Genomic DNA, 24,280 nt, shown 5'->3' on the forward strand with positions numbered 1-24,280 from the left:
TCAGGCCTTCTTCCAGGCGAAGCGGCTTTCCAGCCAGCGCGCGACGATCACGAAGGGGATGAAGATGGCGAGATAGGCGAGCGCGCCCATGGTGAGCGGCGCCGCGGAGCCGGAGAAGCTCTGCGCCGTGGTGGCGGCGGAGAGGATCTCCGACACCCCGATCACCGAGCCCAGCGCCGTCATCTTGGTGATGGCGAGCGCGCGGTTGACCAGCGAGGGCACCGCCAGCCGGGCGGCCTGCGGCAGCGCCACGTGCAGCAGCGTCTCGCCGAAGGTGAGGCCGGTGGCGCGCCCTGCCTCCCACTGCCCGCGCGGCAACGAGGTGAAGCCGGCCCAGAAGATCTCCTCCGCGAAGGCCGCCAGCGTGCCCGCCAGCACCACGAACAGCACCATCGGCCCGGAGAGGGTCAGCCCCACGTTCGGCAGGCCGAAGTAGAACAGCAGGATCACCACCAGCGGCGGCAGGGAGCGGCCGATGTCGGCGTAGCAGATGATGAAGACGTTCAGCCAGCGCAGGCCCAGCGTGCGCAGGCAGGCAAGCCCCAGCCCCACCGCCACCCCGGCGAGGATGATCACCACCGCCAGCAGCACCGTCACCCCCACCCCGTGCAGGATGTCGGGCAGGTATTTCGCCATGACGGCGGCGTTGAAGAAGGTCTCGATGAAGCGGTCCATCACATGACCCGCGACAGGAAGGCGCGGGCGCGCTCGGTCTTCGGGGCGCCGAACACCTCCTCCGGCGTGCCCTCCTCGACCACGACGCCGCCGTCCATGAACACCACGCGGTCGGCGGCCTCGCGGGCGAAGCCCATCTCGTGGCTCACCACCAGCATGGTCATGCCCTCTTCGCGCAGGTCCTTCATCACCTTGAGCACGGAGCCCACCAGCTCCGGGTCCAGCGCGGAGGTGGGTTCGTCGAACAGCATCACCTTCGGGTCCAGCGCCAGCGCCCGGGCGATGGCCACGCGCTGCTGCTGGCCGCCGGAAAGCTCCGTCGGCCAGGCGCCGGCGCGATGGGCGAGGCCCACGCGCTCCAGCATCTCCATCGCCTTGGCCTCCGCCTCCGGCTTGCCGCGCTTCAGCGCCTTGCGCTGCGCGAGGGTGATGTTCTTCAGCACGGTGAGATGGGGGTAGAGATTGAAGCCCTGGAACACCATGCCCACCTGAAGCCGCATCCGGTTCAGGTCCCGCGTGGTGCCGGCGCAGATGTTGCGCCCGTCGATCATGATCGCCCCGCCGGAGGGCTCCTCCAGCCGGTTGCAGCAGCGCAGCATGGTGCTCTTGCCGGAGCCGGAGGGCCCGATCACGAAGACCAGTTCGCCCTGCCCCACCCGCAGGTTGATGTCGCGCAGCACCTCGGTGTCTCCGAAGCTTTTCCGGAGGGCGGCGATCTCGAGCATCGGGCGGTCTGGCATGGGCTCTCCGGAGTGAGGCAGGGCCGGCCCGCGGAAGCGGACGCGGCGGAAGGCTGTGTCGGCGCCCCGGCGCCCTGGCGGGCCGGAGCGCGGGGAAAGGCCCGGGCCGGGGAGGCGATCCCCGCTTCGGGCCGGTCGTCTCGCCGGCGTCGGGCCGGGCAAGGGGTCCGGCACCTGTCCGGATCTCGGCCCGGGCCCCGGGCCGGCCCGACGCCGGGTTCCGGGCCGGGCTGCGGCTCCGGCGTCAGTCCGGGCGTCGGCCGCGGCCCGGCTCCGGCGTCAGTCCGGATGTCGGCCGCGGCCCGGCTCCGGCGTCAGGCCGGGTGTCGGCCGCGGCCCGGCTCCGGCGTCAGGCCGGGTGTCGGCCGTGGCGCGGTTCCGGCATCGGCCTTGGCGCCGGGATCGGGCCGGGGATCACATCCCGCTTCGCGGCCGGGCCGGGCCCCGGTTCTGGTCCCGTATCGGGGCCGGCCGGCGCCCGGACGCGGGCAGCCGGCCGGGCTGCGATCAGGAGAGGTCGTCGCAGGACGGCGTGTGGTCGTCCTCCTCGTAGCCCGGGAAGCCGGGCACGCCGTAGCCCGGCGTGGGGGTGACGATGGTGGTACCCTCGGCGGGGGTGACGCCGAACCACTTCTCGGAGAGCGCGGCCATGGAGCCGTCGAGCTTCAGGCATTCGATGGCGCGGTCCACCAGGTTGCGGGTGGCGGTGTCGTCCTTGCGGAAGGGCAGCGCCCAGACGAGGCCGGTCTCGTATTCGAAGGAGAGCTTGATGCGCGGGTTCTGCTTCGCGGCCCAGGCGGCGACGGTGGCACCGGCGAGGTTCGCGTCCGCCCGGCCGGTCATGACCGCCTGAACGGCGTCGGTGTTGGTGCCGTAGCTTTCCACCGTCCAGCCGTATTCCTCCGCGCGCTCGCGCAGGAAGCTGTCATAGGCCGAGCCCTTGTTCACCGCGATGGTCTTGCCCTTGAAATCCTCCAGCGAGGTGAAGTCGGCGGCATCGGCCGGCACCACGAAGCGGAAGTTCGTGTCCATGAACCCCTCGGTGAAGAGCAGGTTCTCCGCGCGCTCGGCGTTCACCGTGGTCGGAGCGGCGATGAAGTCGAACGTGCCGGCCTGCAGCGCCGGGATGAGGCCGGAGAACTGGGTGGCGGTGATCTCCATGGTCTTGCCCAGCCGCTCGCCGATCAGGTTCGCGAGGTCGACGTTGAAGCCCTCCACGCCGCCGCTCATGCTCGGCATCGCGTGCGGGGCGAAGGTGCCGTCGAGCCCCACCTTGTAGGTGCCCTCGGCCAGGGCGGGCAGCGCGAGGAGCGAAGCGGTGAGGGCGAGGGCTGCGAGGCCGGCCTTCGGGGATCGGGTCATGAAACTCTCCTGGTTGGAATGCGGCTGTTTTTCGTTGCGGGTCGAGATGCACGTCCGGTGCGGGCGCGCGCTCGGAGCCGCTCCGGCGCTGCCCGACACTGCCATCCCGCTGTCATGCGGCAGAGTTCCCCGATCCCTGCCGCAGCGCAACACAAATCATTATTCTTATAGTTCTTGAATTATAATTCATAAATATAATAGCAGGCGCGCGGCTGCCCGCGGCGGCTGGCGTTCGCGCCGGATATCTGTTCAGAATGCCGGCACATGGGGAAGGCCGCCGCTTCGGCGGGCAGGGATCCGACAGCAGGGAAAAGCAGGGAAGAACGATGTCTGTGCAGCGCAGAAGCGACCTGGCCAATGGTCCGGTCGGGGGAATGGGCCTTCTGGCCGACGAGGATTTCGCACGGGCCGAGGAGTTGCTGACCCGCATGGCGGCGGAGGGAATCGAGACCGTCCGCCTCGCCTTCGCCGACCAGCACGGCGTGATCCGCGGCAAGACCGTCGTGGCGGAGGCCTTCGCCTCGGCGGTGAAGAGCGGCATGGCAGTCACCTCCACCCTGCTGCTGAAGGACACCTCGCACCGCACGGTCTTCCCGGTCTGGACCCGGGACGCGGGCTTCGGCGCCGGCATGCTCACCGGCGCGAGCGACATCCTGCTGGTGCCGGACCCGGCCACGTTCAGGGTGCTGCCCTGGTCGCCGCACTCGGCCTGGATCCTGTGCGACCTCTTCCTGAAGGACGGCACGCCGATCCCCTTCTCCTCGCGCACCATCCTGAAGGATTCGGTGGCGAAGCTGGCGGAGCGCGAGATGGCGCTCATCTGCGGGCTGGAGGTGGAATTCTACGTCTACGCGCTGGAGGACGAGCGCCTCACCCATGCCGAGACGGGGATGCCCCCCGCCCCGCCGAAGACCACCCTCGTCTCGCACGGCTACCAGTACCTCACCGAATCGCGCTACGACGCGCTGGAGGACATCATGGACGAGCTGCGCCGCAACGCGGTGGCGCTCGGCATGCCGGTGCGCTCCATGGAGGCGGAGTTCGGCCCCTCGCAATGCGAATTCACCTTCGAACCGGCCACCGCGCTCGAACACGCCGACACCATGCTGCTGTTCCGCTCCATGGTGAAGGCGATCTGCGCGCGCCGCGGCCTGCACGCCACCTTCATGTGCCGCCCCCAGGTGGAGAACGGCATGGCCAGCGGCTGGCACCTGCACCAGTCCGTCGTCCACACCCGCACCGGCGAGAACCTGTTCATGCCGGGGGCGGACGGCGCGCTCACCCCGGCCGCGAACGGCTGGATCGCCGGGTTGCTGGCGCATGCGCAGGCCTCCTGCCTGCTCACCACGCCCACCGTGAACGGCTACAAGCGCTACCAGGCCTTCCAGCTCGCCCCCGACCGGGTGCAATGGGGGCGGGACAACAAGGGCGCGATGATCCGCGGGCTGATGGCCCCGGGCGACCGCGCCAGCCGGATCGAGAACCGCGTGGCCGAGCCCGCCGCCAACCCCTACCTCTACTTCGCCAGCCAGATCCTGGGCGGGCTGGACGGTATCCGCGCCGGCCGCGAAGCCCCCGCCCCGGTGGAAAACCCCTACGAGACCGACGCGAAACTGCTGCCCAAGAGCCTGATCGCCGCGGTGGAGGCCTTCGAGGCCTCCGACATGCTGCGCGCCGAACTGGGGGAGGATTTCGTCCGCTACCTCGCGCATATCAAGCGCGCGGAGTGGGAGCGCTACCTCTCCGTGGTCTCGGACTGGGAGCAGCGCGAGTATTTCTCCACCTTCTGACGCGGGCCCCCGGGGGCGGCGGGGCCGGGACATGCCGTCTCCGCCCCGCGCTTGCGGGAGGAGAGGCCGGCACGGGCCCCGTTCCGGGCAGGATGCGCCTCCGCGCCCGGGCGCCCCGGGACCGCCGGTCAGCCGGGATGGCGCGGCGCGGCGGTCAGCTGAACCAGAGCACCAGTCCGAAGGCCAGCAGCCCCAGCACGACGAAGGAGCCGAGGGTGGGGCCGCCACGCCGCGTGTCCTCCGCCCGGGCGCGCGGGGTCGGCTTCGCGGCGGGTCCGGCAGCGGGTCTCGCGGCGGATTTCGCGGCGGATCGCGCGGCCTTCTCGGCCTCGCAGGCGGCGCAAACGCCATCGTCATAGGGGCCATGGCGGGGGCAATCGCCCGCCGGAGCGTAATAGCTGGACATGAATTCTATCCGTTCTGATCGAGAGAAAAAAACATTCAAACAGGCTCAGCCTAGCACGGCCCGGCCCGGAAAATCAGGCCCTGTTTGCACCCGTCGGCATTTTCGGCCCGAGGGAGGCCCGGCGTGCCGGAGGCGGGGCCGCCCCGCGCACGCGACTGCTGCGCCCGGTCAGCGGCCCGTCGGGCCCGCCCCGCCTGTTGCTTCTGCCCTGCCGGCCGCCTCCGCCCCGTCCGCCGCTCCTGCTCCGCAAGTTGCGCCAGCCCTGCAGTCCGCCTCCGCCCCGTCCGCTGCTCCCGCCCCGCCAGTTGCTCCTGCCGCTCCCGCCCCGCCAGTTGGGCCGGCCCCGCCCGCCGCGGCTGCTGTGCCTGCCGGGCCGGTGCCCCCGGCCACCTCTTCCGCCCTGTCGGCCTCGAGGCGGGCGAGAAACGCCTCCGCGGCGGGGGAGAGGGCGAAGCCCCGGCGGCGATAGAGGCAGAAGTTGCGCCGCACTGCCGGCGCCTCCAGCTCCACGAACCGCACGCCGAAGCCGGCGGCGAAGGGCGCCACGTAGCGCGGGGCGGCGGTGACGCCCACGCCCCGGCCCACCAGCGCCAGCGCGGTGGTCATGTAGCGCGCCTCGGTGGCGCGGTGCAGGCGGAACCCGGGCTGGCCCGGATGCAGAAGCCGCTCCAGATGGGCGGCGAACTCATCGGAATAGAGCACCCAGGGCTCCGCCAGCACATCCGCCCAGGCCAGCCGCCGCGCCCCGGCCCAGCGGCTGCCGGCGTGGCACACGAGGTCGATGGGTTCGGCCCAGAGCAGGGTGCGCGTCACGTCGTCCGGCACCGGGCGCTCCGGGCCCACGCCGATCTCCGCGTCATGCCGGCGCACCGCCTCGCCCACCTCGTCCGCGGTCACGTCGATGATGCCCAGCGAAATGTCCGGATATTCGGCGTGGAAGCGCTCGACGCTGCGCGGCAGAAGGCTGCAGGCGAACATCTGCGGCGCGGCGATGCGCAGGGAGCCGCGGCGCAGCTCCCGCAGGTCTCGCGCGCCGTCGAACACTTCCTGCAGGTCGGCGAGCATGCGCTGCGCGGCCGGCAGCAGCCCCAGCCCCGCCTCGGTGAGCGAGACAGCCCGCGTGGTCCGTACGAAGAGCGGCAGGCCGAAATCCGCCTCCAGCTGGCGCACCAGCATGCTCACCGCCGATTGCGTGAGGTGGAGCCGCACGGCCGCCTCGGTGAAGCTGCGCGCCTCGGCCACCGCCACGAAGGCCCGGAGCTGGCGCAGGGTGATATTCATCAGCCCTCCTGATCAACAAAGCAGAAAACTTTGTTTGCATGATAAATCACCTGTGTCGAGTATGGCCCCTGCGGACGGGTGGGTTTTCAGGTCGGGGAGGCGGGGCGCAGCATGCATATTGCCGTGATCGGTGCGGGAATCGTGGGCGTCTGCACCGCGGCCTGGCTTCAGCGCGACGGCCATGAGGTGACCATCATCGACCCGCTGGAGGCCGGGGAGGCCTGTTCCTTCGGCAACGCGGGCTCGCTCTCGCCCTCCGCCTGCCTGCCGGTGGGCATGCCGGGCATGTGGAAGAAGGTGCCCGGCTGGCTGATGGACCCGACGGGGCCGCTGACCATCCGCCCCTCCTACCTGCCCTCCGTGGCGCCCTGGCTGCTGCGCTTCCTGCGCGCCTCGCGCCGGGCGGAGGTGGAACGCATCGCCACGGCCATGCGCGGGCTGCTCGCCCCGGTGTTCGACGCCTACACGCCGCTGTTGCAGCGCGCCGCGGCCACCGGGCTGGTGCGGCGCACCGGTTGCCTCTACGTCTACTCCTCCCGCGAAACGGCGCAGCAGTGGAGCTGGGGGATGAACCTGCGCCGGTCGCTGGGGGTGGAGCTGCGCGACGTGGAGCGCGAGGAGCTGGAGGCGCTGGAGCCGGACCTGCGCGGCCGCTTCCGCTTCGGCATCCTGGCGCCGGAGAACGGCTCGGCGGCGGACCCCTCCGCGCTGGTGAAGTCCATCTACGTGCGCTGCCTGGCCGACGGGGCCTCGCACCTCACGCAGCGGGTGAGCGGCTTTTCCATCCGCGACGGGCTGGTGGAGCAGGTGCGCTTCCGGGGCGACGCGCCGCTCGATGTGGACGCCGTGGTGGTCGCGGCCGGGGCCTGGTCGGCGGAGCTGGCCCGGGCGGTGGGGCTCTCGGTTCCGCTGGAGAGCCAGCGCGGCTACCACGTGACGGTGCAGAGCACCAACCTCGCCCTGCGCCACACGGTCATGGCGATGGAACACAACCTGATGGTGAACCCGATGGACGTGGGCCTGCGGCTGGCCGGAACGGTGGAACTGGCCGGCCTGCGGGCCCCGCCGGACTATGCCCGGGCCGACATGCTGCTGGCGCGCGGGCGCGAGCTGTTCCCGCATCTCGACACCAGCCGGGTGACGCGCTGGATGGGCCACCGCCCCTGCCTGCCCGACAGCATGCCGGTGATCGGCCGGGCGCCGCGGGTGGGGAACGTGTTCCTCGGCTTCGGCCACGGGCACGTGGGCATGTGCGGCGGGGCCACCACCGGGCGCGAGATCGCGGCGCTGGTGGCGGGGCGCGCGCCGGAGATCGACCTCTCCCCCTTCTCGCCCACGCGGTTCCGCCCGGGCGCGGCGCGGCGCCGGGCGGCGGCAGGTGCCGTCGCCACGGGCGGCGACGCGGCGGCATGACGGGCTGGGCGCTCGGCATCGACACGGGCGGGACCTATCTCGACCTGGTCGCCCTCGGGCCCTCGGGCCGGCGGCTGAGCGCGAAGGCGCCGCTCGGGCCGGGCCGCAGCGCCGCGGTGCTGGACGCGCTGGAGCGCTTCCTCGCCGGGGCCGGCATCGCCCCCGCCGCCGTGGCCCGGGTGGTGCATGGCACCACGCTGGTCACCAACCTGCTGCTGGAGCAGGATGCGCCGCCGGTGGCCGTGGTCACCAACCGCGGGTTCGAGGACGTGCTGGCCATCGGCCGGCAGAACCGCCGCGCCCTCTACGCCGTCCGCCCCCGGGGCGAGGCGCCGCTGGCGCTGTTCCCGGAGGCCCTGCGCCACGGCATCGCCGGGCGGATCGACGCGCAGGGCCGCGAGATCGCCCCGCTCGACCCGGCCGAACTGGCCGCCCTGGGCGCGGCGCTCGCCGCATCCGGGGTGCAGGCGGCGGCTATCTGCCTGCTGCACGCGGTGCGCAACCCGGGCCATGAGCGTGCCGTGCAGGCCGCGTTGCGCGCCGCCTGCCCCGGCCTCGCGCTGTCGCTGTCGCATGAGGTGAGCGCCCTGCCCGGAGAGGCGGAGCGCTTCCTCGCCACCGCGCTGGACGCCTACGTGAAGCCCGCGCTCTCGCGCTATCTGGAGGACCTGGGCGCCGGGCTGGCCGCGCGCGGCCTGCCCTGTCCGGAGCTGGTGACCTCCGACGCCACGCTGGCCACCGCGCATGCCGCGGCGCACCGCCCGCTGCGGCTCGCCATGTCGGGCCCGGCGAGCGCGCTGCGCGGCTTCGCCCTCGGCGCCGGCCCCGGCGCCGGCCCGGTGGTGAGCCTGGAGACCGGCGGCACCACCACCGACATCGGGCTCATCGAGGCGGGCACGCCGCTGTTCACCCGCAGGCTGGACCTGGGGCGGTTCAGCCTCGCCACCCATGCCGCCGACGTGGCATCGGTGGCGGTGGGGGGCGGCTCCGTCGCCTCGGTGAACGCCGCCGGCGCGCTGCGCCTCGGGCCGCGCTCGGCCGGGGCGGTGCCCGGGCCGGCGGCGATGGGCCGGGGCGGAGAGGAACCCACCCTCACCGATGCGCTGCTGCTGCTCGGCCGCCTGCCCGCCACCCTGGCCGGCGGCCTGCGGCTGGACCGCGCGGCGGCGGAGCGCGCGATGCTGCCGCTGGCCCGCGCGCTCGGCTGCCCGCTTCCCGCCGCCGCCGAGGCTGTGCTGGCCGCCGCCACCGCGGCCATCGCCGAGGCGGTGAAGCTCCACGCCTTTCGCCGCGGCATCGACCCGGCCGATGCCCGCCTGCTGGCCGGTGGCGGGGGCGGCCCGCAACACGCCGCGGAAGTGGCCCTCGCCGCCGGGTTCCGCGAGGTGATCGTGCTGCCCGATGCCGGGGTGATCTCGGCCCTCGGCGGGCTGGCGGGCAGCACCGTGGACGTGTGCGAATGCGCCCCCGACGTGCCGCTCGACGCAGCCCACTTCCCCCGCCTGCGCGCCGCGGCCGTCGCCCTGGCCGCGCCGGCCGTGCCCACCCCCCCGGCTGCACCCCCAGCCCCGGCCGTGCCCGCAGCCCCGGCCGCGCCCGCAACCCTGGCGGCGCCCGCAACCCTGGCGGCGCCCACCGTGCTGGTGGCGCCCACTGCGCTGGCGGCGCCCAGCACCTTGGCTGCACCCGCTGCCACGGCCGTGCCCGCTGCTCCGGTCGCACCCGATGTGATGGCCCCCGGCGCTGCGCTGGCCGATCCGCCGGTGCGGAGCGGCCCCGCGTGCGTGAGCTGGACTGCCGGCGTGCTCTACGAGGGTCAGGCCGAGCCGCTGGCCATCGCCTTCGACCCCGCCGCGGATGACGCCGCCAGCCTCGGCGCGCGGTTCGACGCCCGGCACGCCCGCTTGCGCGGCCACGCCCTCGACCTGCCGCGCCGGGTGATGTGGCTGCGGCGCGCCGCCGATCGCGGCGATGCCGCCCTCTCACCCGCCTCCGCGCCCGAGGCGCCCGCAGCGCCGGGGGCGGCATGGCGCCTCGCGGGCGGCGGTGTCCTGCCGGAGGGCGGCGCGGGGCCCCGGGCGCTCTTCGCCGAGCAGACCACGGTCTGGGTGCCCGAGGGCTGGTGCTGGCGCATCGGGCCGGCCGGGGCACTGCACCTCACCCCCGGGGAGCCGGGCGCATGAGCGCCGGTGCGCTGCCGCCGCGGGTGCTGACCCGGCTGGAGCCGATGCGCCTGTCGCTGCAGGCCGCGGCGGACCGGATGCAGGAGAGCCTGATCGGCGGCGCCTTCTCCTCCATCGCGCGGGAGAGCGGGGACGGCGCGGCGGCGCTGTTCCTGGCTGACGGGCGGCTGATCGCGCAGGCCAATTCGCTACCGCTGCTGCTGGGCGCGCTCGGGCCCGCGGTGGCCGCCGTGCTGGAGCGGTTTCCCCCCGGGGACATGCGCGAGGGCGAGGCCTATCTGCTCAACGATCCCTGGGCCGGCGGCGCGCACCTGCCGGACCTCACGCTGGTGCGGCCGGCCTTCGCGGAGGGGCGGCTGGTCGGCTTCGCCGCCGCGTCGCTGCACCACCAGGACATCGGCGGCACCCAGCCGGGCTCCATCCCGCCGGACGCCACCTCGATCTTCCACGAGGGCCTGCGCATCCCGCCGCTGCGCGCCTTCGTGCAGGACCGGCCGGACCCGGGCATCCTCGCCCTGCTCGGCGCGAACTCGCGCACGCCGGCGCTGCTGCGGGGAGACCTGGGCGCCCAGCTTGCCGCCACCCGGCTGGGCGGCGCGGAACTGGCCGGGCTGGCCGCGCGCGAGGGGGCGGGCTTCGCCCCGCTCACCGAGGCGCTGATCGACCAGTCCGCCCGCCTCACCGCCGCCGCCCTCGCCGCCCGGCCCGATGGCACCGCCACCTGGGAGGACGCGCTCGACGGCGACGGCATCAGCCCGGACCCGGTGCCCATCCGCGTCACGCTGGTGAAGCGCGGGGCCCGGCTGGCGATCGATTTCACCGGCTCCGCGCCGCAGACCGCCGGGCCGGTGAACGCGGCCCCGGCGGCCATGATGGCCGCGGCGCTGTTCTTCATGCGCTCCCTGGCGCCGGACGCGCCGAACAACGCCGGCTGCCTCGCCGCCCTCACCCTCACCCTTCCCGAAGGCAGCGTGGTGAACCCGCGCTTCCCGGCGGCGGTGAATGCGCGCACCGGCACGGTGAAACTGGCCTGCAACGCCATCCTCGGCGCCTGGAGCCGCATCTGCCCGGAGGTGGCCGCCGCGGCCCATGCCGGCGTGGCCGCGGTGCTGGCCTTCGGCGGGGAGGACGGCGCGGGGGCGCCGTTCTTCCTCACCGAGATCGTCGCCAGCGGGGCGGGTGCCAGTGCCGACGGGCCGGGGGCCGAGGGGCTCTCCACCGACGTGGGCAACGCGCGCAACATGCCCGTAGAGCTGCTGGAGGCCCGGCTGCCGGTGCGGGTGGAGGGCTACGGGCTCGCCCCTAACTCCGGCGGCGCGGGCGCACAGCCGGGCGGGCGCGGAATCGCCCGCTCCTGGCGGCTGCTGGAGGGGCGGGGCACGGTGTCCTACCGCTCCGAGCGCCACGCCACCCGGGCGCGCGGCGCCTGCGGCGGCGGTGACGGCGCGCCCTCCGCCGCCTGGGTGGAGCGGGCCGACGGCACGCGCCTCTCCCTGCCCGCAAGGGCCCGGTTCGACTGGGCCGCGGGCGACGTGTTTCATGTGCAGACAGCCGGAGGCGGCGGCTGGGGCCGACCCGGGACCACCCAGAACAACCAGCACGGTCCAACAGACGGAGATCCCGATGACCCATGACACCCGCCACCCGGGCGGACGCCGCGGCGTCCTGCTCGGCCTCGCCCTTGCCGTCGCCGCGGCGCTCCTGCCCGGCGCCGGCCCGGCCGCCGCGCAGGACTACCCGGACCGGCCGGTCACCATCGTGGTGCCCTTCCCGCCCGGCGGTTCCACCGACCTTCTGGCCCGCAAGATCGCCGAGAAGATCTCCGGCCCGCTGGGCCAGCCCGTGGTGGTGGAGAACCGCGCCGGCGCCGGCGGCGCGGTGGGGGCGAGCTATGTCGCCCGCTCCGACCCGGACGGCTACACGCTGCTGATGGGCGTCACCGGCTCGAACGCCATCTCCTCGGTGCTGCGCGACGACCTGCCCTACGAGCCGCTGAAGGATTTCGCCCCGGTGAGCCTGGTGGTGAGCGCGCCGCTGGTGCTGGTGGTGAACGCGGACTCCGACTTCACCTCGGTGCAGGACGTGATCGACTATGCGAAGGCCGAACCGCAGGCCTTCACCCACGGCTCGCCCGGCATCGGCACCTCGATGCACCTCACCGGGGAGCTGTTCGCGCTGGAGACCGGGACCGAGCTGGTCCACGTGCCCTATGCCGGCAGCGCCGCGGCGATGCAGGACCTGCTGGGCAGGCAGCTCGACGCCATGTTCGCCGACCTGCTGGTAAGCTCGGAATACATCCGCAGCGGCCGGTTGCGGGCGCTGGCCGTCACCTCCGCCGCGCGCCACCCGATGTTGCCGGACGTGCCCACCGTGGCCGAAGCCGGCGTGCCCGGCTTCCAGGCCACCTCCTGGCAGGGCGTCTTCGCCCCCGCCGGCACGCCGGAGCCGGTGCTGGACACGCTCTACAAGGTGGTGACCGCCGCGCTGACCGACGCTGACCTGCAGGCCTTCTTCCCCGAGCGCGGCTTCATGGTGGAGGGCCGCACCCCGGCCGCGAGCCAGGAGTTCATCGCCTCGGAGATCGAGAAATGGGGCAAGGTGGTCGATGCCGCCGGGCTGAAGACCAACTGAGCCGGGGCCGGCCCGACGCCGCTGCGGCGGAGGCCCCGGCTGCCCTCGCCCGTGCCAGGCGGTGACGGAAACGCCCCGGAGCCGCAGGGCCGGCACCTTTCCGGACCCGGCACCTTTCCGGACCCGGCACCTTTCCGGACCCGGCACCTTTCCGGACCCGGCACCTTTCCGGACCCGGCACCTTTCCGGACCCGGCACCTTTCCGGACCCGGCACCTTTCCGGACCCGGCACCTTTCCGGACCCGGCACCTTTCCGGACCCGGCACCTTTCCGGGCGGGCGCCGCTGGGGCGGCGCGCCCGGAAAGGTGCCGGCGGACTGGAGAACCATGGAGGAGCCAGGCATGTCCCGGCAGCGTTACAACAGGGCAGAGATCCTCGCCGCGGCGGGGCTGGTCGCCTTCGGCCTCGCGGTGATCGCCCTGGCGGCGGACTACCCGCTTGGCGGGCTGCGGCGGCCCGGACCGGGGTTCTTTCCCATCCTCGCCGGCACGGTGCTGGTGGTGCTGGCGCTTGCCATCCTGGCCGAGGTGCGCGGCCTCGCCACCCGGCCGGTGTTCCGGCTGCGGCCCTTCGTGGCGGTGAGCCTCGGCATCGCGGGCTTCGCGCTCACGGTGGAGCGGGCGGGGCTGGTGCCGGCCACCGTCATCCTGGTGCTGGTGAGCGGGCTGGGCGAGGCGCGCACCAGCCTGCTCAGCCTCGCCGGGGTGGCGCTGTTCCTCAGCGTGCTGGGGGTGCTGCTGTTCATCGACGGGCTGGGCATGCCGCTCACAGCCATCCGGGGGGTGCTCTGAATGGAAGGCTTCCTGTCGAACGTCGGGCTGGGCCTCTCCACCGCGCTCTCGCCGGTCTCGCTGCTGTTCTGCGTCATCGGGGTGACGGTGGGGATGGGCGTGGGCGTGCTGCCGGGCATCGGGCCGCTGGCGGCGATCTCCCTCGCCCTGCCGCTCACCTATTACGTGGACCCCACCTCGGCGCTGATCATGCTGGCGGGCATCTTCTACGGCGCGCAATACGGCGGCTCCACCGCCTCAATCCTGCTGAACCTGCCGGGCACGGCCACCTCCGCCGTCACCTGCCTCGACGGCTACCCGATGGCGCAGAAGGGCCAGGCGGCGCTGGCGCTGCTCGTGACCGCGATCAACTCCTTCGCCGGCTGCTCCTTCGCCATCCTGCTGGTGATGGGCTTCGCGCCGGCCATCGCGGAAGCGGCGCTTGCCTTCGGCTCCGCCGAATATTTCTCGGTGATGATCCTCGGGCTGGTGGCGGCCTCCACCCTCTCCGTCGGCTCGCCGCTGAAGGGGCTGGCGATGGTGGTGTTCGGCATCGCCCTCGGCCTGTGCGGCACGGACGTGAACACCGGCTATTTCCGCTACACCTTCGGCATCCTGGAGCTGTCGGACGGGCTGAGCCTGATCGCGGTGGCCATGGGGCTGTTCGGCGTGGCCGAGATCCTCGCCAACATCGGCACCGGGGCGGCCCCGGCGCTGGCCGCGCGCGACCTCTCCTTCCGCGCCATGCTGCCCACGAAGGCGGAATGGAAGCAGATCTGGGCGCCCACCGCCCGCGGCGCGGTGATCGGCAGCTTCATCGGCGCGCTGCCCGGCACCGGGCCCGGCATCGCCTCCTTCATGGCCTATGCCTTCGAGAAACGCATCGCGAAGGACCCATCGCGCTTCGGCAAGGGCGCGCTGGAGGGGATCTCGGCGCCGGAGGCGGCCAACAACGCCTCGGTGCAGGCGGCCTTCATCCCCACCCTGTCGCTCGGCATTCCGGGAGACGCGGTGATGGCGGTGCTGATGGGCGCGATGATGCTGCATGGCATCATCCCCGGCCCCTCCTTCATCGCCGAGCAGCCGGCGATGTTCTGGGGGCTGGTGATGAGCTTCTGGGTGGGCAACCTGGTGCTGCTGGTGCTCAACATCCCGCTGATCGGGCTCTGGGTGCGGCTGCTCGCCATCCCCTACCGGCTGCTCTACCCGGCCATCCTGGTGTTCATCTGCATCGGCGTCTACTCCGCCAGCAACAACGTGTTCGACATCTGGGTGGTGCTGGTGTTCGGGCTCATCGGCTACGTGATGCGGCAGTTCAGCTACCCCGCCGCGCCGGTGCTGCTGGGCTTCATCCTCGGGCCGCTGCTGGAGGAGCATTTCCGCCGCGCGCTGCTGCTGTCGCGCGGGCATCTCACCGTCTTCGCGGAGCGCCCGATCAGCGCGGTGTTCCTCGGGCTCACGCTCATGCTGCTGGTGCTGTCCTTCACGCCGATGCTGCGCCGGCGCTTCCGCCGCGCCCGGGCCGCGGCGGCGGCGGCTCCGGAGGACTGACGCTCACATCCGCCCGGCCAGCGCCCGGGCGATTTCACTCAGCGCGGCGGCCAGCTCCGGCGCCGCGTCCGGGTGGGGCACCCGGGCGATGACCCCGGCCACGCCCACGGCGCCGGCAATCTCCCCCGCCCCGCCGCGCACCGGGGCGGCCAGCGCGGCCACGCCGGGCTCGAACTCCTCCGCCACATAGGCGAGACCGCGGTTGCGCGCCGCGGCGATGCGCGCGCCGATCTCTGCCCGGTCCAGACAGGTGGCCGCGGTGTGCGCGACGAGCGGAGCCCCGGCCAGCACCTCCTCCAGTTCCGCGGGCGTGAGCGCGGCGCAGACCGCCCGGCCCAGCCCGGAGGTGAGCAGCGGCAGCGCCGTGCCGGTGGTGAAGCCGGTGGAGATCAGCGAGGGCTCGCCCGGCGCATGGGCGAGGTAGAGCGCCTCGAATCCGTCGCGCATGGCGAAGGACACCGGCAGGCCCAGCCGCCGCGTGGCCTCCGCCAGCAGCGGTTGCAGCACCGCGCCCACCCGGCGCGCGTCGAGGAACGCCCGGCCCAGCCGCAACACCCTTGGGGTGAGGCGGTAGCGCTGCTCGCGCTCCTCCGCATAGCCCTCCGCCACGAGGGTGAGCACCAGCCGGCGCGCCGCCGCGCGGTCCAGCCCGGTCTTGCGCGCGATCTGCGGCACGGACATGTCGCGGTCCTCGGCGTCGAAGGCGCCGATCACCCGAAGCCCGTTCGCGAAGGTGGAGGCGGTGTCGCCGCGCTTGAGGTCCCTGCTCATCATCTTTCCGGTCCTTGCTGCACTGCGGCGCGGATTTTTCTTGTCGGGTTCACGGATATAGCTAGCATGGGAATCAAATAAACAACATTCGTTCGATAATCGAGCAAACCAGCGGAAAATCATATCCGCGAGTCAGCAAGGAGGGGTCCGCCATGCGGAACATGTTGATGGGCGCGATCGCGCTCGGGGGAATTGCAGCAGCCTCGCTGGCCGGTGCGGCCGAGGTGAACCTGCGCTACGCGCATTTCATGGGCGCGCAATCCTGGCAGCAGCAGAAGATCTTCCAGGACTGGGCCGACGCCGTGTCCGCCGAATCGAACGGCGACATCGCGGTCACGGTCTACCCTGCCCAGACCCTGGGCAAGGCGCCGGCCGGCTACGACAACGCCAAGAACGGCATCGCCGACATTGCCTGGACCGTGCAGGGCTACACGGCGAACCGCTTCCCGCTGAGCCAGATCGTCGAGCTTCCGGGCCTGTTCAAGACCGGCGCCGTGGGCTCCTGCGCCTTCCAGAAGCTCTATGATTCCGGCGCGCTGGACGAGGAGTACAAGGACACCCACGTGCTCTTCGTGCACACCCATTCCCCCGGCCACCTGCACACCAACGGCGTGGAGGTGAAGACGCTGGAGGACCTGAAGGGCCTGAAGATCCGCCGCCCCACCACCGTGGTGGGCAACCTGCTGACCGAGCTCGGCGCCGAGCCGGTGGGCATGCCCGCGCCGGCCACCTACGAGGCGATGCAGCGCGGCACCATCGACGGCTACATGCTGCCCTGGGAATCGGTGAAGAGCTTCCGGGTGTTCGAAGTCACCCAGCATCACACGGAGTTCGGCTTCTACGCGCTCGCCTTCGTCTCCACCATGAACAAGGCGAAATACGAGAGCCTGACGCCCGAGGAAAAGAAGGTCATCGACGACAATTCCGGCATGAAATGGGCGGTGACCGCCGGAACCGGCTATGACGAGGCCGACAAGGAGGGCCTCGCGCTCGCCAAGGAAACCGGCACCTTCACCACCATCGACGGCGCGGAGCGCGCGAAATGGGAGGCCGCCGCCCAGCGCGCAACCGACTCCTATATCGAGGAACTGGAGGCCGAGGGCCTGCCCGGCCGCGCCACCTATGACGCGGTGAAGGGCTATGTCTCCGAGTGCGAAACCGAGCTGAACTGAGCGGGGCCATGACGCGCCTCGTCGATACGCTGGCCAGGGCGCTCTCCGCCCTGGCCTTCGCCGCCACCGTGGCGCTGCTCGGCGTGGTGGCCTGGAACGTGTTCTGGCGCGCGGTGTTCGACGCCAGCGGCACACGGGTGAACCTGATGTTCCCCGGCGCCATCGACGCGGCGCAATACCTGCTGCTGGTGGCGGTGTTCGCCGCACTGCCCTGGGCGGAGCGGGCCGGGTTCATCCGGGTCGACATCCTGATCCACCGGCTGCCGCGGCTGCTCGCCAGCGGGCTGGAACGGCTGTGGGACCTGTCGGTGGCCGCCTTCGGCGCGGCCTGCTGCTGGCTGTTCACCCTCGAAACGCTGGAGACCTTCGCGCGCGGCGACGCCACGCAGGACCTGCAGATGCCGCTGTGGTGGTTCACCGGCATCGCCGCGCTCGGCTCGGCCGCGCTGGCGCTGATGGGCCTGTCGCTGGCGCTCACCGGCCGGCCGCCCGCGACTGAAGGAGGGCTCACATGAGCCCGCAGGAAATCGGCTTCATCGCCATCGCCATCCTGCTGGGGCTGATCCTGGTGGGCATGCCGGTGGGCATCGCGATGTGTTTCATCGGCGTGGGCGGGTTTGCGGCGATCGTCGGCCCGGAGCCGGCGCTGAACATCCTGAAGACCGGCGCCTTCGAGACCGCCTCGAACTATTCCTACACGCTCATCCCGCTGTTCATGCTGATGGGCGCGTTCATCTCGCGCGCCGGGCTGTCGCGCGACCTGTTCCTCGCGGCGCGGCGCTTCACCGGCGGGTGGAACGGCGGGCTGGCCGTGGCCGGCATCACGGCGAGCGCGGGGTTCTCCGCGGTCTGCGGCTCCTCGCTCGCCACCGCCTCGACGATGACCCGCGTCGCCTATGGCGAGATGCGCGCGCAGGGCTACGACCCGCGCCTGGCCGCAGGCTCGCTCGCCGCCGGCGGCACGCTGGGCATCATGATCCCGCCTTCCATCGCGCTGCTGCTCTACGCGCTGATCACCGAAACCTCGGTGGGTGACATGTTCCTGGCCGGGTTCCTGCCGGGGCTGCTGGCCTATGTGCTCTACGTGATCACCGCCGCGCTGATGGCCCGGGTCTGGCCGCCGGAGCCGGGCCACGCGCCCGACAGGTTCGACGAACCGCTCTCCACCGCCCTGCGCCAGGTGGCCCCGGTGGTGGTGCTGTTCGGGCTGGTGATGGGCGGGCTCTACGGCGGGCTCTTCACCCCCACGGAGGCCGGCGGCGCGGGGGCCGCGCTCGCCCTCGTCTTCGCCCTGTGGCGCGGCATGCGCTGGGAGGGGTTCCGCGACGCGGTGATCGAGGCGGTGGAGACCACGGCCTCCATCTTCGTGATCCTGATCGGGGCGGAGGTGTTCGGCTTCCTGCTCTCGGTCAGCCAGCTCTCCTTCGGCATGGCCGACTACATCCGCGCGGCGGGCTGGGAGCCCTGGCAGGTGCTGGGCGCCATCCTGGTGTTCTACGTGGTGCTGGGCTGCTTCATGGAGAGCCTCGCCATGATCCTGCTCACCGTGCCGATCTTCTTCCCGCTGGTCACCGATGCGGGGTTCGACCCGATCTGGTTCGGCATCATCGCCGTGGTGACGGTGGAGACCGGGCTGATCTCGCCCCCGGTGGGCATGAACCTCTTCGTGGTGCGCGCCGCGGCGCCGGGCCTTGCCCTGCGCGACGTGATGACCGGCGTTCTGCCCTTCGTGGCGGCCGATATCGTCCGCCTCGCCATCCTGATCGCCTTCCCGGCGATCTCGCTCCTGCTGCCCCGCCTGCTGGGCGGCGGCTGACACACTGACCCTTCGGAGGAAACCGAGCCATGATGAGCCAGGACCGCAATGACGAGCTCACCCTTGTCGGCCGCAAGCAGCCCGCCGGCCGCGTGCTGCGCCGCTACTGGATGCCCGCCGCGCTGAGCGATGAGCTGATGACCGCCCGCCCGGTGGTGCCCGTCACCCTGATGGGTGAGAAACTGGTGCTGTTCCGCGACAATTCCGGCGCGCTGGGGCTGATCGGCCGGCACTGCCCGCACCGCGGCGCCGACCTGTGCTTCGGCCGGCGCGAGGACAACGGGCTGCGCTGCCCCTTCCACGGCTGGCATTTCGACGTGGAGGGCAATTGCGTGGAGATGCCGGCCGAGCCCGAAGGCAGCCGCATGCACGAGAAGATCCACACCACCGCCTATCCGGTGGTGGAGCGCAACGGCATCGTCTGGGCCTACATGGGCCCGGGCGAGCCGCCGGCCTTCCCGGAGTTCGACTGTTTCCGCGCGCCGGACACCCATGTCTTCGCCTTCAAGGGCCTGTGGGAGTGCAACTGGCTGCAGGCGATGGAAGTGGGCATCGACCCCGCCCATGCCTCCTTCCTGCACCGCTTCCTGCAGGACGAGGACCCGGCGGACAGCTACGGCAAGCAGTTCCGCGACACCTCCTCGGGCTCCGACATGCCGATGACCCGGGTGCTGCGCGAGTTCCCGCGCCCGGAGATCCGCGTGGAGCAGACCGACTACGGCATGCGCCTCATCGCGCTGCGCGACCTGCTCAACGGCCAGATGCATGTGCGGGTGACCAACCAGGTGTTCCCCTGCGCCATCCACATCCCGCTCTCCAACGAGATGAGCATCACCCAGTGGCACGTGCCGGTGGATGACGAGACCTGCTACTGGTACGCGATGTTCACCTCCTTCGGCGCGCCGGTGGACAAGGCGAAGATGCGCGACCAGCGCCTGAAGGAGCACCGCCTGCCGGACTATGCGCCGCTGAAGAACCGCCGCAACAACTACGGCTACAACCCCGACGAGCAGGAGCGCGAGACCTATACGGGCATGGGGCTGGACATCAACGTGCATGACCAGTGGGCGGTCGAGAGCATGGGCCGCATCCAGGACCGCACGGACGAGCACCTGGGCAAGTCCGACGTGGGCATCGTGACCTACCGGCGGATGCTGCGCGCGGCCATCGCGGCGGAGGCCGCGGGCGAGGGCGCGATGCCGCTCTCCGGCACGCCGGAGGAGCTGGCGGCCATCCGCGGCCCGGTCTCGGTGGACACCGTGGCGGCGAAGGAGGGCTGGGAGCAGGCCTGGACGAAGGTCGACACCGCCCGCCGCGCCGCCGCGCCCTGGCCCGCCACGCTCTGACGGGGGAGGCCGGGAAGGCCCTGGCCCGGCTGCCCCCTTCCGGGCGTCCGGGGCGGAGAGGCTCCGGGTGACAAGGCCCTCCGGCGCATGGCCCGCGCCGGGGGCCGGCTTCCCCCGCCGCGCGCTGGCCCGCCGCGGGGGCCGCGCCGCAGCCCGTGCGATGCGACTTGCGCCGCTCTCATATATCCCTAGGTTGGGAGCACATATCTTGCACTCAAGCTTGCATTCGAAAATGACCTATGACCCCGCCGGCGACGGAGAGGGCGCCTCCGCGCAGGCGCTGTCGCGCATCCGTGCCCTCATCACCGGAGACCGCGCCCTGCGGCCCGGCATGCGGCTGCCCACCGAGCGCAGCCTGGCCGAGCATATCGGGGTGAGCCGCCGTGCCGTGCGCCGCGCGCTGGACACCCTGGAGATCGAGGGGCGGATCTGGCGCCGGCAGGGCTCCGGCACCTTCGTGGGGCGCAAGCCGGAACGCTGGAACGAACGCATCGTCGGCATCGCCGCCCGGACCGACCCGGCGGAGGTGATGGAAGCCCGGCTGGTGCTCGAACCCGCGCTTGCCGCGCTCGCCGCCCGGCGCGCCGAATTCGGCGATGCCACCGAGCTTCAGGCCATCCTGCGGCGCATCGCCGAGGGACCGGACGAGGACGCGCGGGACCGCGCCGATGGCGCCCTGCACCACAAGATCGCCCAGATGTCCGGAAACGCCATCCTCCTGGCCGCCTTCGAGGTGATGGAGCGGGTGCGCGAGGACCCGGTCTGGCGCTCGATGCGCGCCAACGCCCGCAGCCCCGCGCGCGAACGGCTCTACGCCAGCCAGCACGCCGAGATCATCATCGCCATCGCCGCCCGAGACCCCGCCGGCGCCGAGCGCGCCATGCGCACCCACCTCAGCGCCCTGCGCGACAACGTGATCGGCGCCGCCGAGTGACCCCCCGGGCGGGGGGCCGCTCCCCGGTCAGCCCCGGCGTGGCCCCGCCGACCGTGCTCCCAACCCACCCGCAGCGCGGCTCTCGGCCCACCCGTAGCGCGGCTCTCGGCCCACCCGTAGCGCGGCTCTCGGCCCACCCGTAGCGCGGCTCTCGGCCCACCCGTAGCGCGGCTCTCGGCCCACCCGTAGCGCGGCTCTCGGCCCACCCGTAGCGCGGCTCTCGGCCCACCCGTAGCGCGCGGCGCCCTTCGGACGCGCGCGCGGACAGCCGGGGGCGTCGCGCTCCCCCGGCGACCACGCCCGCGCCCCCCGGCGGGCACGGCGCGCCCCGCCCTGCGGCCCTTGCTGCGTGCCCTGCCTCAGCGGCGCAGGCGGAACGCGAGATAGGGCAGGCAGACCAGCGCGGCAGTGAGGCCGGCCGGCAGGTCGTAGGGAAAGGCCACCCAGGCGCCGAGCCCCTGCGCCACGCCCATGGCCAGCGCGCCGACGCAGACCGCCCCCGCCAGGTGCTCCGCCGCGCGGACAAGCCCGAGGCGGAGCGCCACCTGCGGCCCGATCAGCCCGACGAAACTGTAGGGACCGATGGCGAAGGTTGCCGCCACGCTCAGCCCCGCCGCCAGCAACAGCAGCACCGCGCGCGCGAGGCCCAGCCGCAGCCCGGTGGCCTGGGCCGCCTCCGCCCCCAGCGACAGCAGGTCCAGCCAGCGGGTGACCAGCGCCAGCGGCGCCAGCAGCACCAGCGCCGCGAGCCCGAGCCACAGCGCCTGCTCCGGCCGCGCGCCCCAGGTGGAGCCCGCCACCCAGAGCATGAGCTCGATGCTGCGCGGGTCGCCGAAGGCAAGGAACAGGCTGGTGAGCCCGTCCAGCAGGAAGGTGAGCAGAACGCCGGCCAGCAGCACGGTTTCCGGGGCGAAGCGGGTGCGCGCACCGATGCGCATCAGCACCGCCAGAACCGCCAGCGCCCCCGCCACCATGCAGCCGATCTTCAGCGCCGGCCCCGCCGTGGGGCTGAGCAGGAAGGCCGCGATCAGGCCCAGCGTCACCCCCGGGCCGATGCCGGTCATCTCCGGCGTGGCGAGCGGGTTGCGCAGCAGCCGTTGCAGCAGGGCCCCCGCGGCGGCCACCATGCCGCCGGCCAGCACCGCCAGCGCCATGCGCGGCCATGTCTCGGGAACGAAGCCGAAGGTCCAGCCCTCCGGCCCGCGCGCGACAAGGCAGGCCCCCACGGCCACGACCAGCGCCGCCGCACCGACACCGGCGATCCGGGCCACGGGCCGGGCCGCGCGCGGCTGCGCCTCGCCGCGCGGCGGCAGGGCGCGCGGGCGGTTGCGCAGCGCAAGCCACAGCAGCAGCGGCGCACCGATGAGCGCGGTGAGCGCGCCGGCCGGCGGATCGCCCGGCAACTGCCGCGTCACCTGGTCGACGACCAGCAGCAGCCCGCCGCCGGCCGCCGCCGCCCCGCACAGGCGCGGGCCGAGGCGCCGCGCCCCCGCCAGCCGCGCCACATGCGGCGCGGCGAGGGCCACGAACCCCATGGACCCGATCGCCGCCGAGGCCGTGGCGGAGAGCAGGATCGCCGCCGCGCAGGCGCCCCAACGCCAGGTTCCCGCGTTCAGCCCCGCCGCCCGCGCCGCCTGCCCGCCCAGCGCCAGCAGGCCCAGCGGCCGCACCAGCAGCGCCGAGAGCACCCCGCCCAGCGCCAGCGCCGGCAGCAGGAACAGCGTGTCGCCCCAGCCGTCCTGCGTGAGCGAGCCGGCGCCCCAGAGGAACATCGCCTGCAGGTATTCCTGGTTGAAGATCCGCAGCGCCGCGGCGGCCGAGGCGCAGAACAGCGCCACCACCAGCCCGGCGAGGATCAGCCGCAGCGGCGAGGCCCGCTCGCCCCCCGCCATCAGCCGCACCAGCGCGAAGCTGGCGAAGCCGCCGGCCAGCGCCCCGGCCAGCAGGGTGCCGCGCCCGGCATCGGGCAACGCCAGCAGGACAATGGACATCACCAGCCCGGCGCCCGCGTCCACCCCCAGCGTGCCGGGGGCCGCCAGCGGATTTTCCAGCGCCTGTTGCAGCAGGACACCGGCCAGCCCCAGCATCGCCCCGCCGATCAGCGCCACCGTCACCCGCGGCAGCACCGCGTAGTGGAACACCAGCATGTCCGGCCTGTCCGCCGGCGGCGCCAGCGCGGCGCTGAGCCAGTCCGCCGGGGCGAGGTCCTGCCCCAGGCTCAGCAGGGTCACCGCCAGCGCCACCAGCCCGCCGGCGAGGGCGAGCATCAGCCCGGGCCGCGGCACCGGCCCCCTGCGCGGCAGCACGCCGCCCGCTCCCGGCGCGCCGCTCATGACAGCGCCTCCCCGGCCAGCTGCGCGAAGCGCATCGCCGCGGGCAGTTCCCCGTACGCCCAGACGGCGTCGATCACCCGCAGCCGGCCGGCGCGCGCGAAGGGCAGATGCGCCCAGAGCCCGTCGCCCGCCATCGCCTGCCGCGCCGTGGCCGGAACCGGCCCCACCACCAGCACCATCGCATCCGGATAGGCGGCGAGATCCTCGACCCTGGCATTCGCGAAGCCCCAGAAGTTCACCGGGTCGCGCCAGGCGCCCTCCAGCCCGATCGCGGCGAGCACGTCGCAGTAGAGGCTGCCCTTGCCGAAGACACGCAGGTGCCGCCCATCCGCGAAGCTGATCGGCAGCACGGGGCGGGAGGCACCGTCCCCGCGGCCGCGCGCCATCCGGGCGAAGAGCGCATCCGCCTGCGCCACCAGCGCCGCCCCGGCCTCCGCACGGCCCAGCTTCGCGGCCAGCGCCACGGCATTCTCCCGGTTGGCCGCCAGCGGCGCGCCGCGCGCGTCGAAGCTGGAATAGGACAGCGGCGCGCCGATCCCCTCCATCAGGGGCAGCAGGGCCGCGAACTGCGGCGTGGCGAGGATGTAATCGGGCTTCAGCGCCCGCACGAAGGCGAGGTTGGGCTGCAGGCGCAGGCCGATGTCGGGCACTTCCGGCGGCATGGCGGGCTCGGCCACCCAGTCCGCATAGGGGCCGAGTTCGGCCACGCCGACCGGCGTCACGCCCAGGGCCATCGAGAGCCCGGCCAAGCCCCATTCCAGCGCCACCACGCGCGGCACCGGAGGCGCCGCCCGGCCCTGCAGCGGCGCGAGGGCCAGCGCGGCGGCGGCACCGGCCAGGAGGGAGCGTCGGGGGATCGTCATGGCAGTGTCCTCACGGCTGAGGGGCCTCGCGGCAAAGCGCGGGGGCGGATCGTGGACAGGTCGGGAAAGGGCTGCGGGCTGGCGCACGCCCCGCGCTGGAGGCGAAGACGCGCTGGCGGTCGGCACACCCCGTGCCTAGCGGAGCGCGGATGACGGACGCAAGGGAAAACCGGTGCCTCACGCAGCGCACTCGGCACCTCGCCCCCGCGATGCCGGGCCCGCCCGGGGCCCCGCCCCTCCAC

General features: G+C 73.1%; 20 protein-coding genes. 12 read left to right on the forward strand and 8 right to left on the reverse strand.

The annotated features are described in order from the left end of the window. The 3 genes from FDP22_RS04890 to FDP22_RS04900 all read right to left on the reverse strand — a co-directional run bounded on the left by FDP22_RS04890 (position 1) and on the right by FDP22_RS04900 (position 2,777). The gene (locus FDP22_RS04890) at positions 1–675 is read right to left on the reverse strand and encodes an amino acid ABC transporter permease (RefSeq protein WP_138575573.1); all 675 of its coding nucleotides are present in this window, start codon (positions 673–675) and stop codon (positions 1–3) included. Further along, positions 675–1,400: an amino acid ABC transporter ATP-binding protein gene (locus FDP22_RS04895; protein WP_138575788.1), complete on the reverse strand. Its 726-nt coding sequence runs from the start codon at positions 1,398–1,400 to the stop codon at positions 675–677. The genes FDP22_RS04890 and FDP22_RS04895 overlap by 1 nt, the downstream gene beginning before the upstream one ends. A 522-nt stretch (positions 1,401–1,922) precedes the next feature. Continuing rightward, positions 1,923–2,777: a transporter substrate-binding domain-containing protein gene (locus FDP22_RS04900; protein ID WP_138575574.1), complete on the reverse strand. Its 855-nt coding sequence runs from the start codon at positions 2,775–2,777 to the stop codon at positions 1,923–1,925. 326 nt (positions 2,778–3,103) lie between these two features. Between FDP22_RS04900 and FDP22_RS04905 the strand changes: the two genes are divergently transcribed. Next, complete coding sequence (locus FDP22_RS04905) at positions 3,104–4,567, forward strand: glutamine synthetase family protein (protein WP_138575575.1); 1,464 nt, start codon at positions 3,104–3,106, stop codon at positions 4,565–4,567. Between the two features lie 154 nt (positions 4,568–4,721). On the opposite strand, the gene FDP22_RS04910 is transcribed toward FDP22_RS04905, so the two are convergent. Beyond that, positions 4,722–4,973 carry a hypothetical protein gene (locus FDP22_RS04910; RefSeq protein ID WP_138575576.1) on the reverse strand — a complete coding sequence of 84 codons (252 nt, stop codon included), beginning with the start codon at positions 4,971–4,973 and terminating at the stop codon, positions 4,722–4,724. A 168-nt stretch (positions 4,974–5,141) separates the two neighbouring features. Next, positions 5,142–6,254 carry a LysR family transcriptional regulator gene (locus FDP22_RS04915; protein WP_138575577.1) on the reverse strand — a complete coding sequence of 371 codons (1,113 nt, stop codon included), beginning with the start codon at positions 6,252–6,254 and terminating at the stop codon, positions 5,142–5,144. Positions 6,255–6,365: 111 nt separating this feature from the next. Here FDP22_RS04915 and FDP22_RS04920 point away from each other — a divergent pair, with 111 nt between their 5' ends. The 6 genes from FDP22_RS04920 (at position 6,366) to FDP22_RS04945 (ending at position 14,803) form a co-directional block, all read left to right on the forward strand. Further along, the gene (locus FDP22_RS04920; RefSeq protein ID WP_138575578.1) at positions 6,366–7,667 is read left to right on the forward strand and encodes an NAD(P)/FAD-dependent oxidoreductase; all 1,302 of its coding nucleotides are present in this window, start codon (positions 6,366–6,368) and stop codon (positions 7,665–7,667) included. Beyond that, positions 7,664–9,850 (forward strand): hydantoinase/oxoprolinase family protein, encoded by a 2,187-nt coding sequence (locus FDP22_RS04925; RefSeq protein WP_138575579.1) that lies wholly within the window; start codon positions 7,664–7,666, stop codon positions 9,848–9,850. Before FDP22_RS04920 ends, FDP22_RS04925 begins: the two co-directional genes overlap by 4 nt. Then, positions 9,847–11,484, forward strand: a complete 1,638-nt coding sequence (locus FDP22_RS04930) for a hydantoinase B/oxoprolinase family protein (RefSeq protein ID WP_138575580.1) — start codon at positions 9,847–9,849, stop codon at positions 11,482–11,484. The genes FDP22_RS04925 and FDP22_RS04930 overlap by 4 nt, the downstream gene beginning before the upstream one ends. Further along, positions 11,474–12,481, forward strand: coding sequence for a Bug family tripartite tricarboxylate transporter substrate binding protein (locus FDP22_RS04935; protein ID WP_138575581.1), 1,008 nt, complete (start codon positions 11,474–11,476; stop codon positions 12,479–12,481). The genes FDP22_RS04930 and FDP22_RS04935 overlap by 11 nt, the downstream gene beginning before the upstream one ends. A 342-nt stretch (positions 12,482–12,823) precedes the next feature. Further along, a complete protein-coding gene (locus FDP22_RS04940; RefSeq protein ID WP_170317593.1) occupies positions 12,824–13,273 on the forward strand; it encodes a tripartite tricarboxylate transporter TctB family protein in 450 nt (149 codons plus the stop codon). After that, positions 13,274–14,803 (forward strand): tripartite tricarboxylate transporter permease, encoded by a 1,530-nt coding sequence (locus FDP22_RS04945; RefSeq protein ID WP_138575583.1) that lies wholly within the window; start codon positions 13,274–13,276, stop codon positions 14,801–14,803. Between the two features lie 3 nt (positions 14,804–14,806). On the opposite strand, the gene FDP22_RS04950 is transcribed toward FDP22_RS04945, so the two are convergent. After that, entirely contained in the window at positions 14,807–15,577 is a 771-nt protein-coding gene (locus FDP22_RS04950) for an IclR family transcriptional regulator (RefSeq protein ID WP_170317594.1), read from the reverse strand. 149 nt (positions 15,578–15,726) lie between these two features. Between FDP22_RS04950 and FDP22_RS04955 the strand changes: the two genes are divergently transcribed. The 5 genes from FDP22_RS04955 to FDP22_RS04975 all read left to right on the forward strand — a co-directional run bounded on the left by FDP22_RS04955 (position 15,727) and on the right by FDP22_RS04975 (position 20,842). Next, positions 15,727–16,746, forward strand: coding sequence for a TRAP transporter substrate-binding protein (locus FDP22_RS04955; protein ID WP_138575585.1), 1,020 nt, complete (start codon positions 15,727–15,729; stop codon positions 16,744–16,746). An 8-nt stretch (positions 16,747–16,754) separates the two neighbouring features. After that, positions 16,755–17,261, forward strand: a complete 507-nt coding sequence (locus FDP22_RS04960; RefSeq protein WP_138575586.1) for a TRAP transporter small permease — start codon at positions 16,755–16,757, stop codon at positions 17,259–17,261. Then, a complete protein-coding gene (locus FDP22_RS04965) occupies positions 17,258–18,562 on the forward strand; it encodes a TRAP transporter large permease (protein ID WP_138575587.1) in 1,305 nt (434 codons plus the stop codon). The genes FDP22_RS04960 and FDP22_RS04965 overlap by 4 nt, the downstream gene beginning before the upstream one ends. Before the next feature lie 29 nt (positions 18,563–18,591). Further along, a complete protein-coding gene (locus tag FDP22_RS04970; RefSeq protein WP_138575588.1) occupies positions 18,592–19,908 on the forward strand; it encodes an aromatic ring-hydroxylating dioxygenase subunit alpha in 1,317 nt (438 codons plus the stop codon). A 232-nt stretch (positions 19,909–20,140) separates the two neighbouring features. After that, positions 20,141–20,842 carry a FadR/GntR family transcriptional regulator gene (locus FDP22_RS04975; protein ID WP_138575589.1) on the forward strand — a complete coding sequence of 234 codons (702 nt, stop codon included), beginning with the start codon at positions 20,141–20,143 and terminating at the stop codon, positions 20,840–20,842. A 359-nt stretch (positions 20,843–21,201) separates the two neighbouring features. Here FDP22_RS04975 and FDP22_RS04980 read toward each other — a convergent pair whose 3' ends face one another. Together FDP22_RS04980 and FDP22_RS04985 are read right to left on the reverse strand one after the other, a co-directional pair. Continuing rightward, complete coding sequence (locus tag FDP22_RS04980) at positions 21,202–23,175, reverse strand: iron ABC transporter permease (RefSeq protein WP_138575590.1); 1,974 nt, start codon at positions 23,173–23,175, stop codon at positions 21,202–21,204. After that, complete coding sequence (locus FDP22_RS04985) at positions 23,172–24,038, reverse strand: ABC transporter substrate-binding protein (RefSeq protein ID WP_138575591.1); 867 nt, start codon at positions 24,036–24,038, stop codon at positions 23,172–23,174. Before FDP22_RS04985 ends, FDP22_RS04980 begins: the two co-directional genes overlap by 4 nt. Positions 24,039–24,280: the final 242 nt, after the last annotated feature.

It is taken from the genome of Paroceanicella profunda (assembly GCF_005887635.2).
In the GTDB taxonomy this organism is placed as follows: Bacteria; Pseudomonadota; Alphaproteobacteria; order Rhodobacterales; family Rhodobacteraceae; genus Paroceanicella; species Paroceanicella profunda.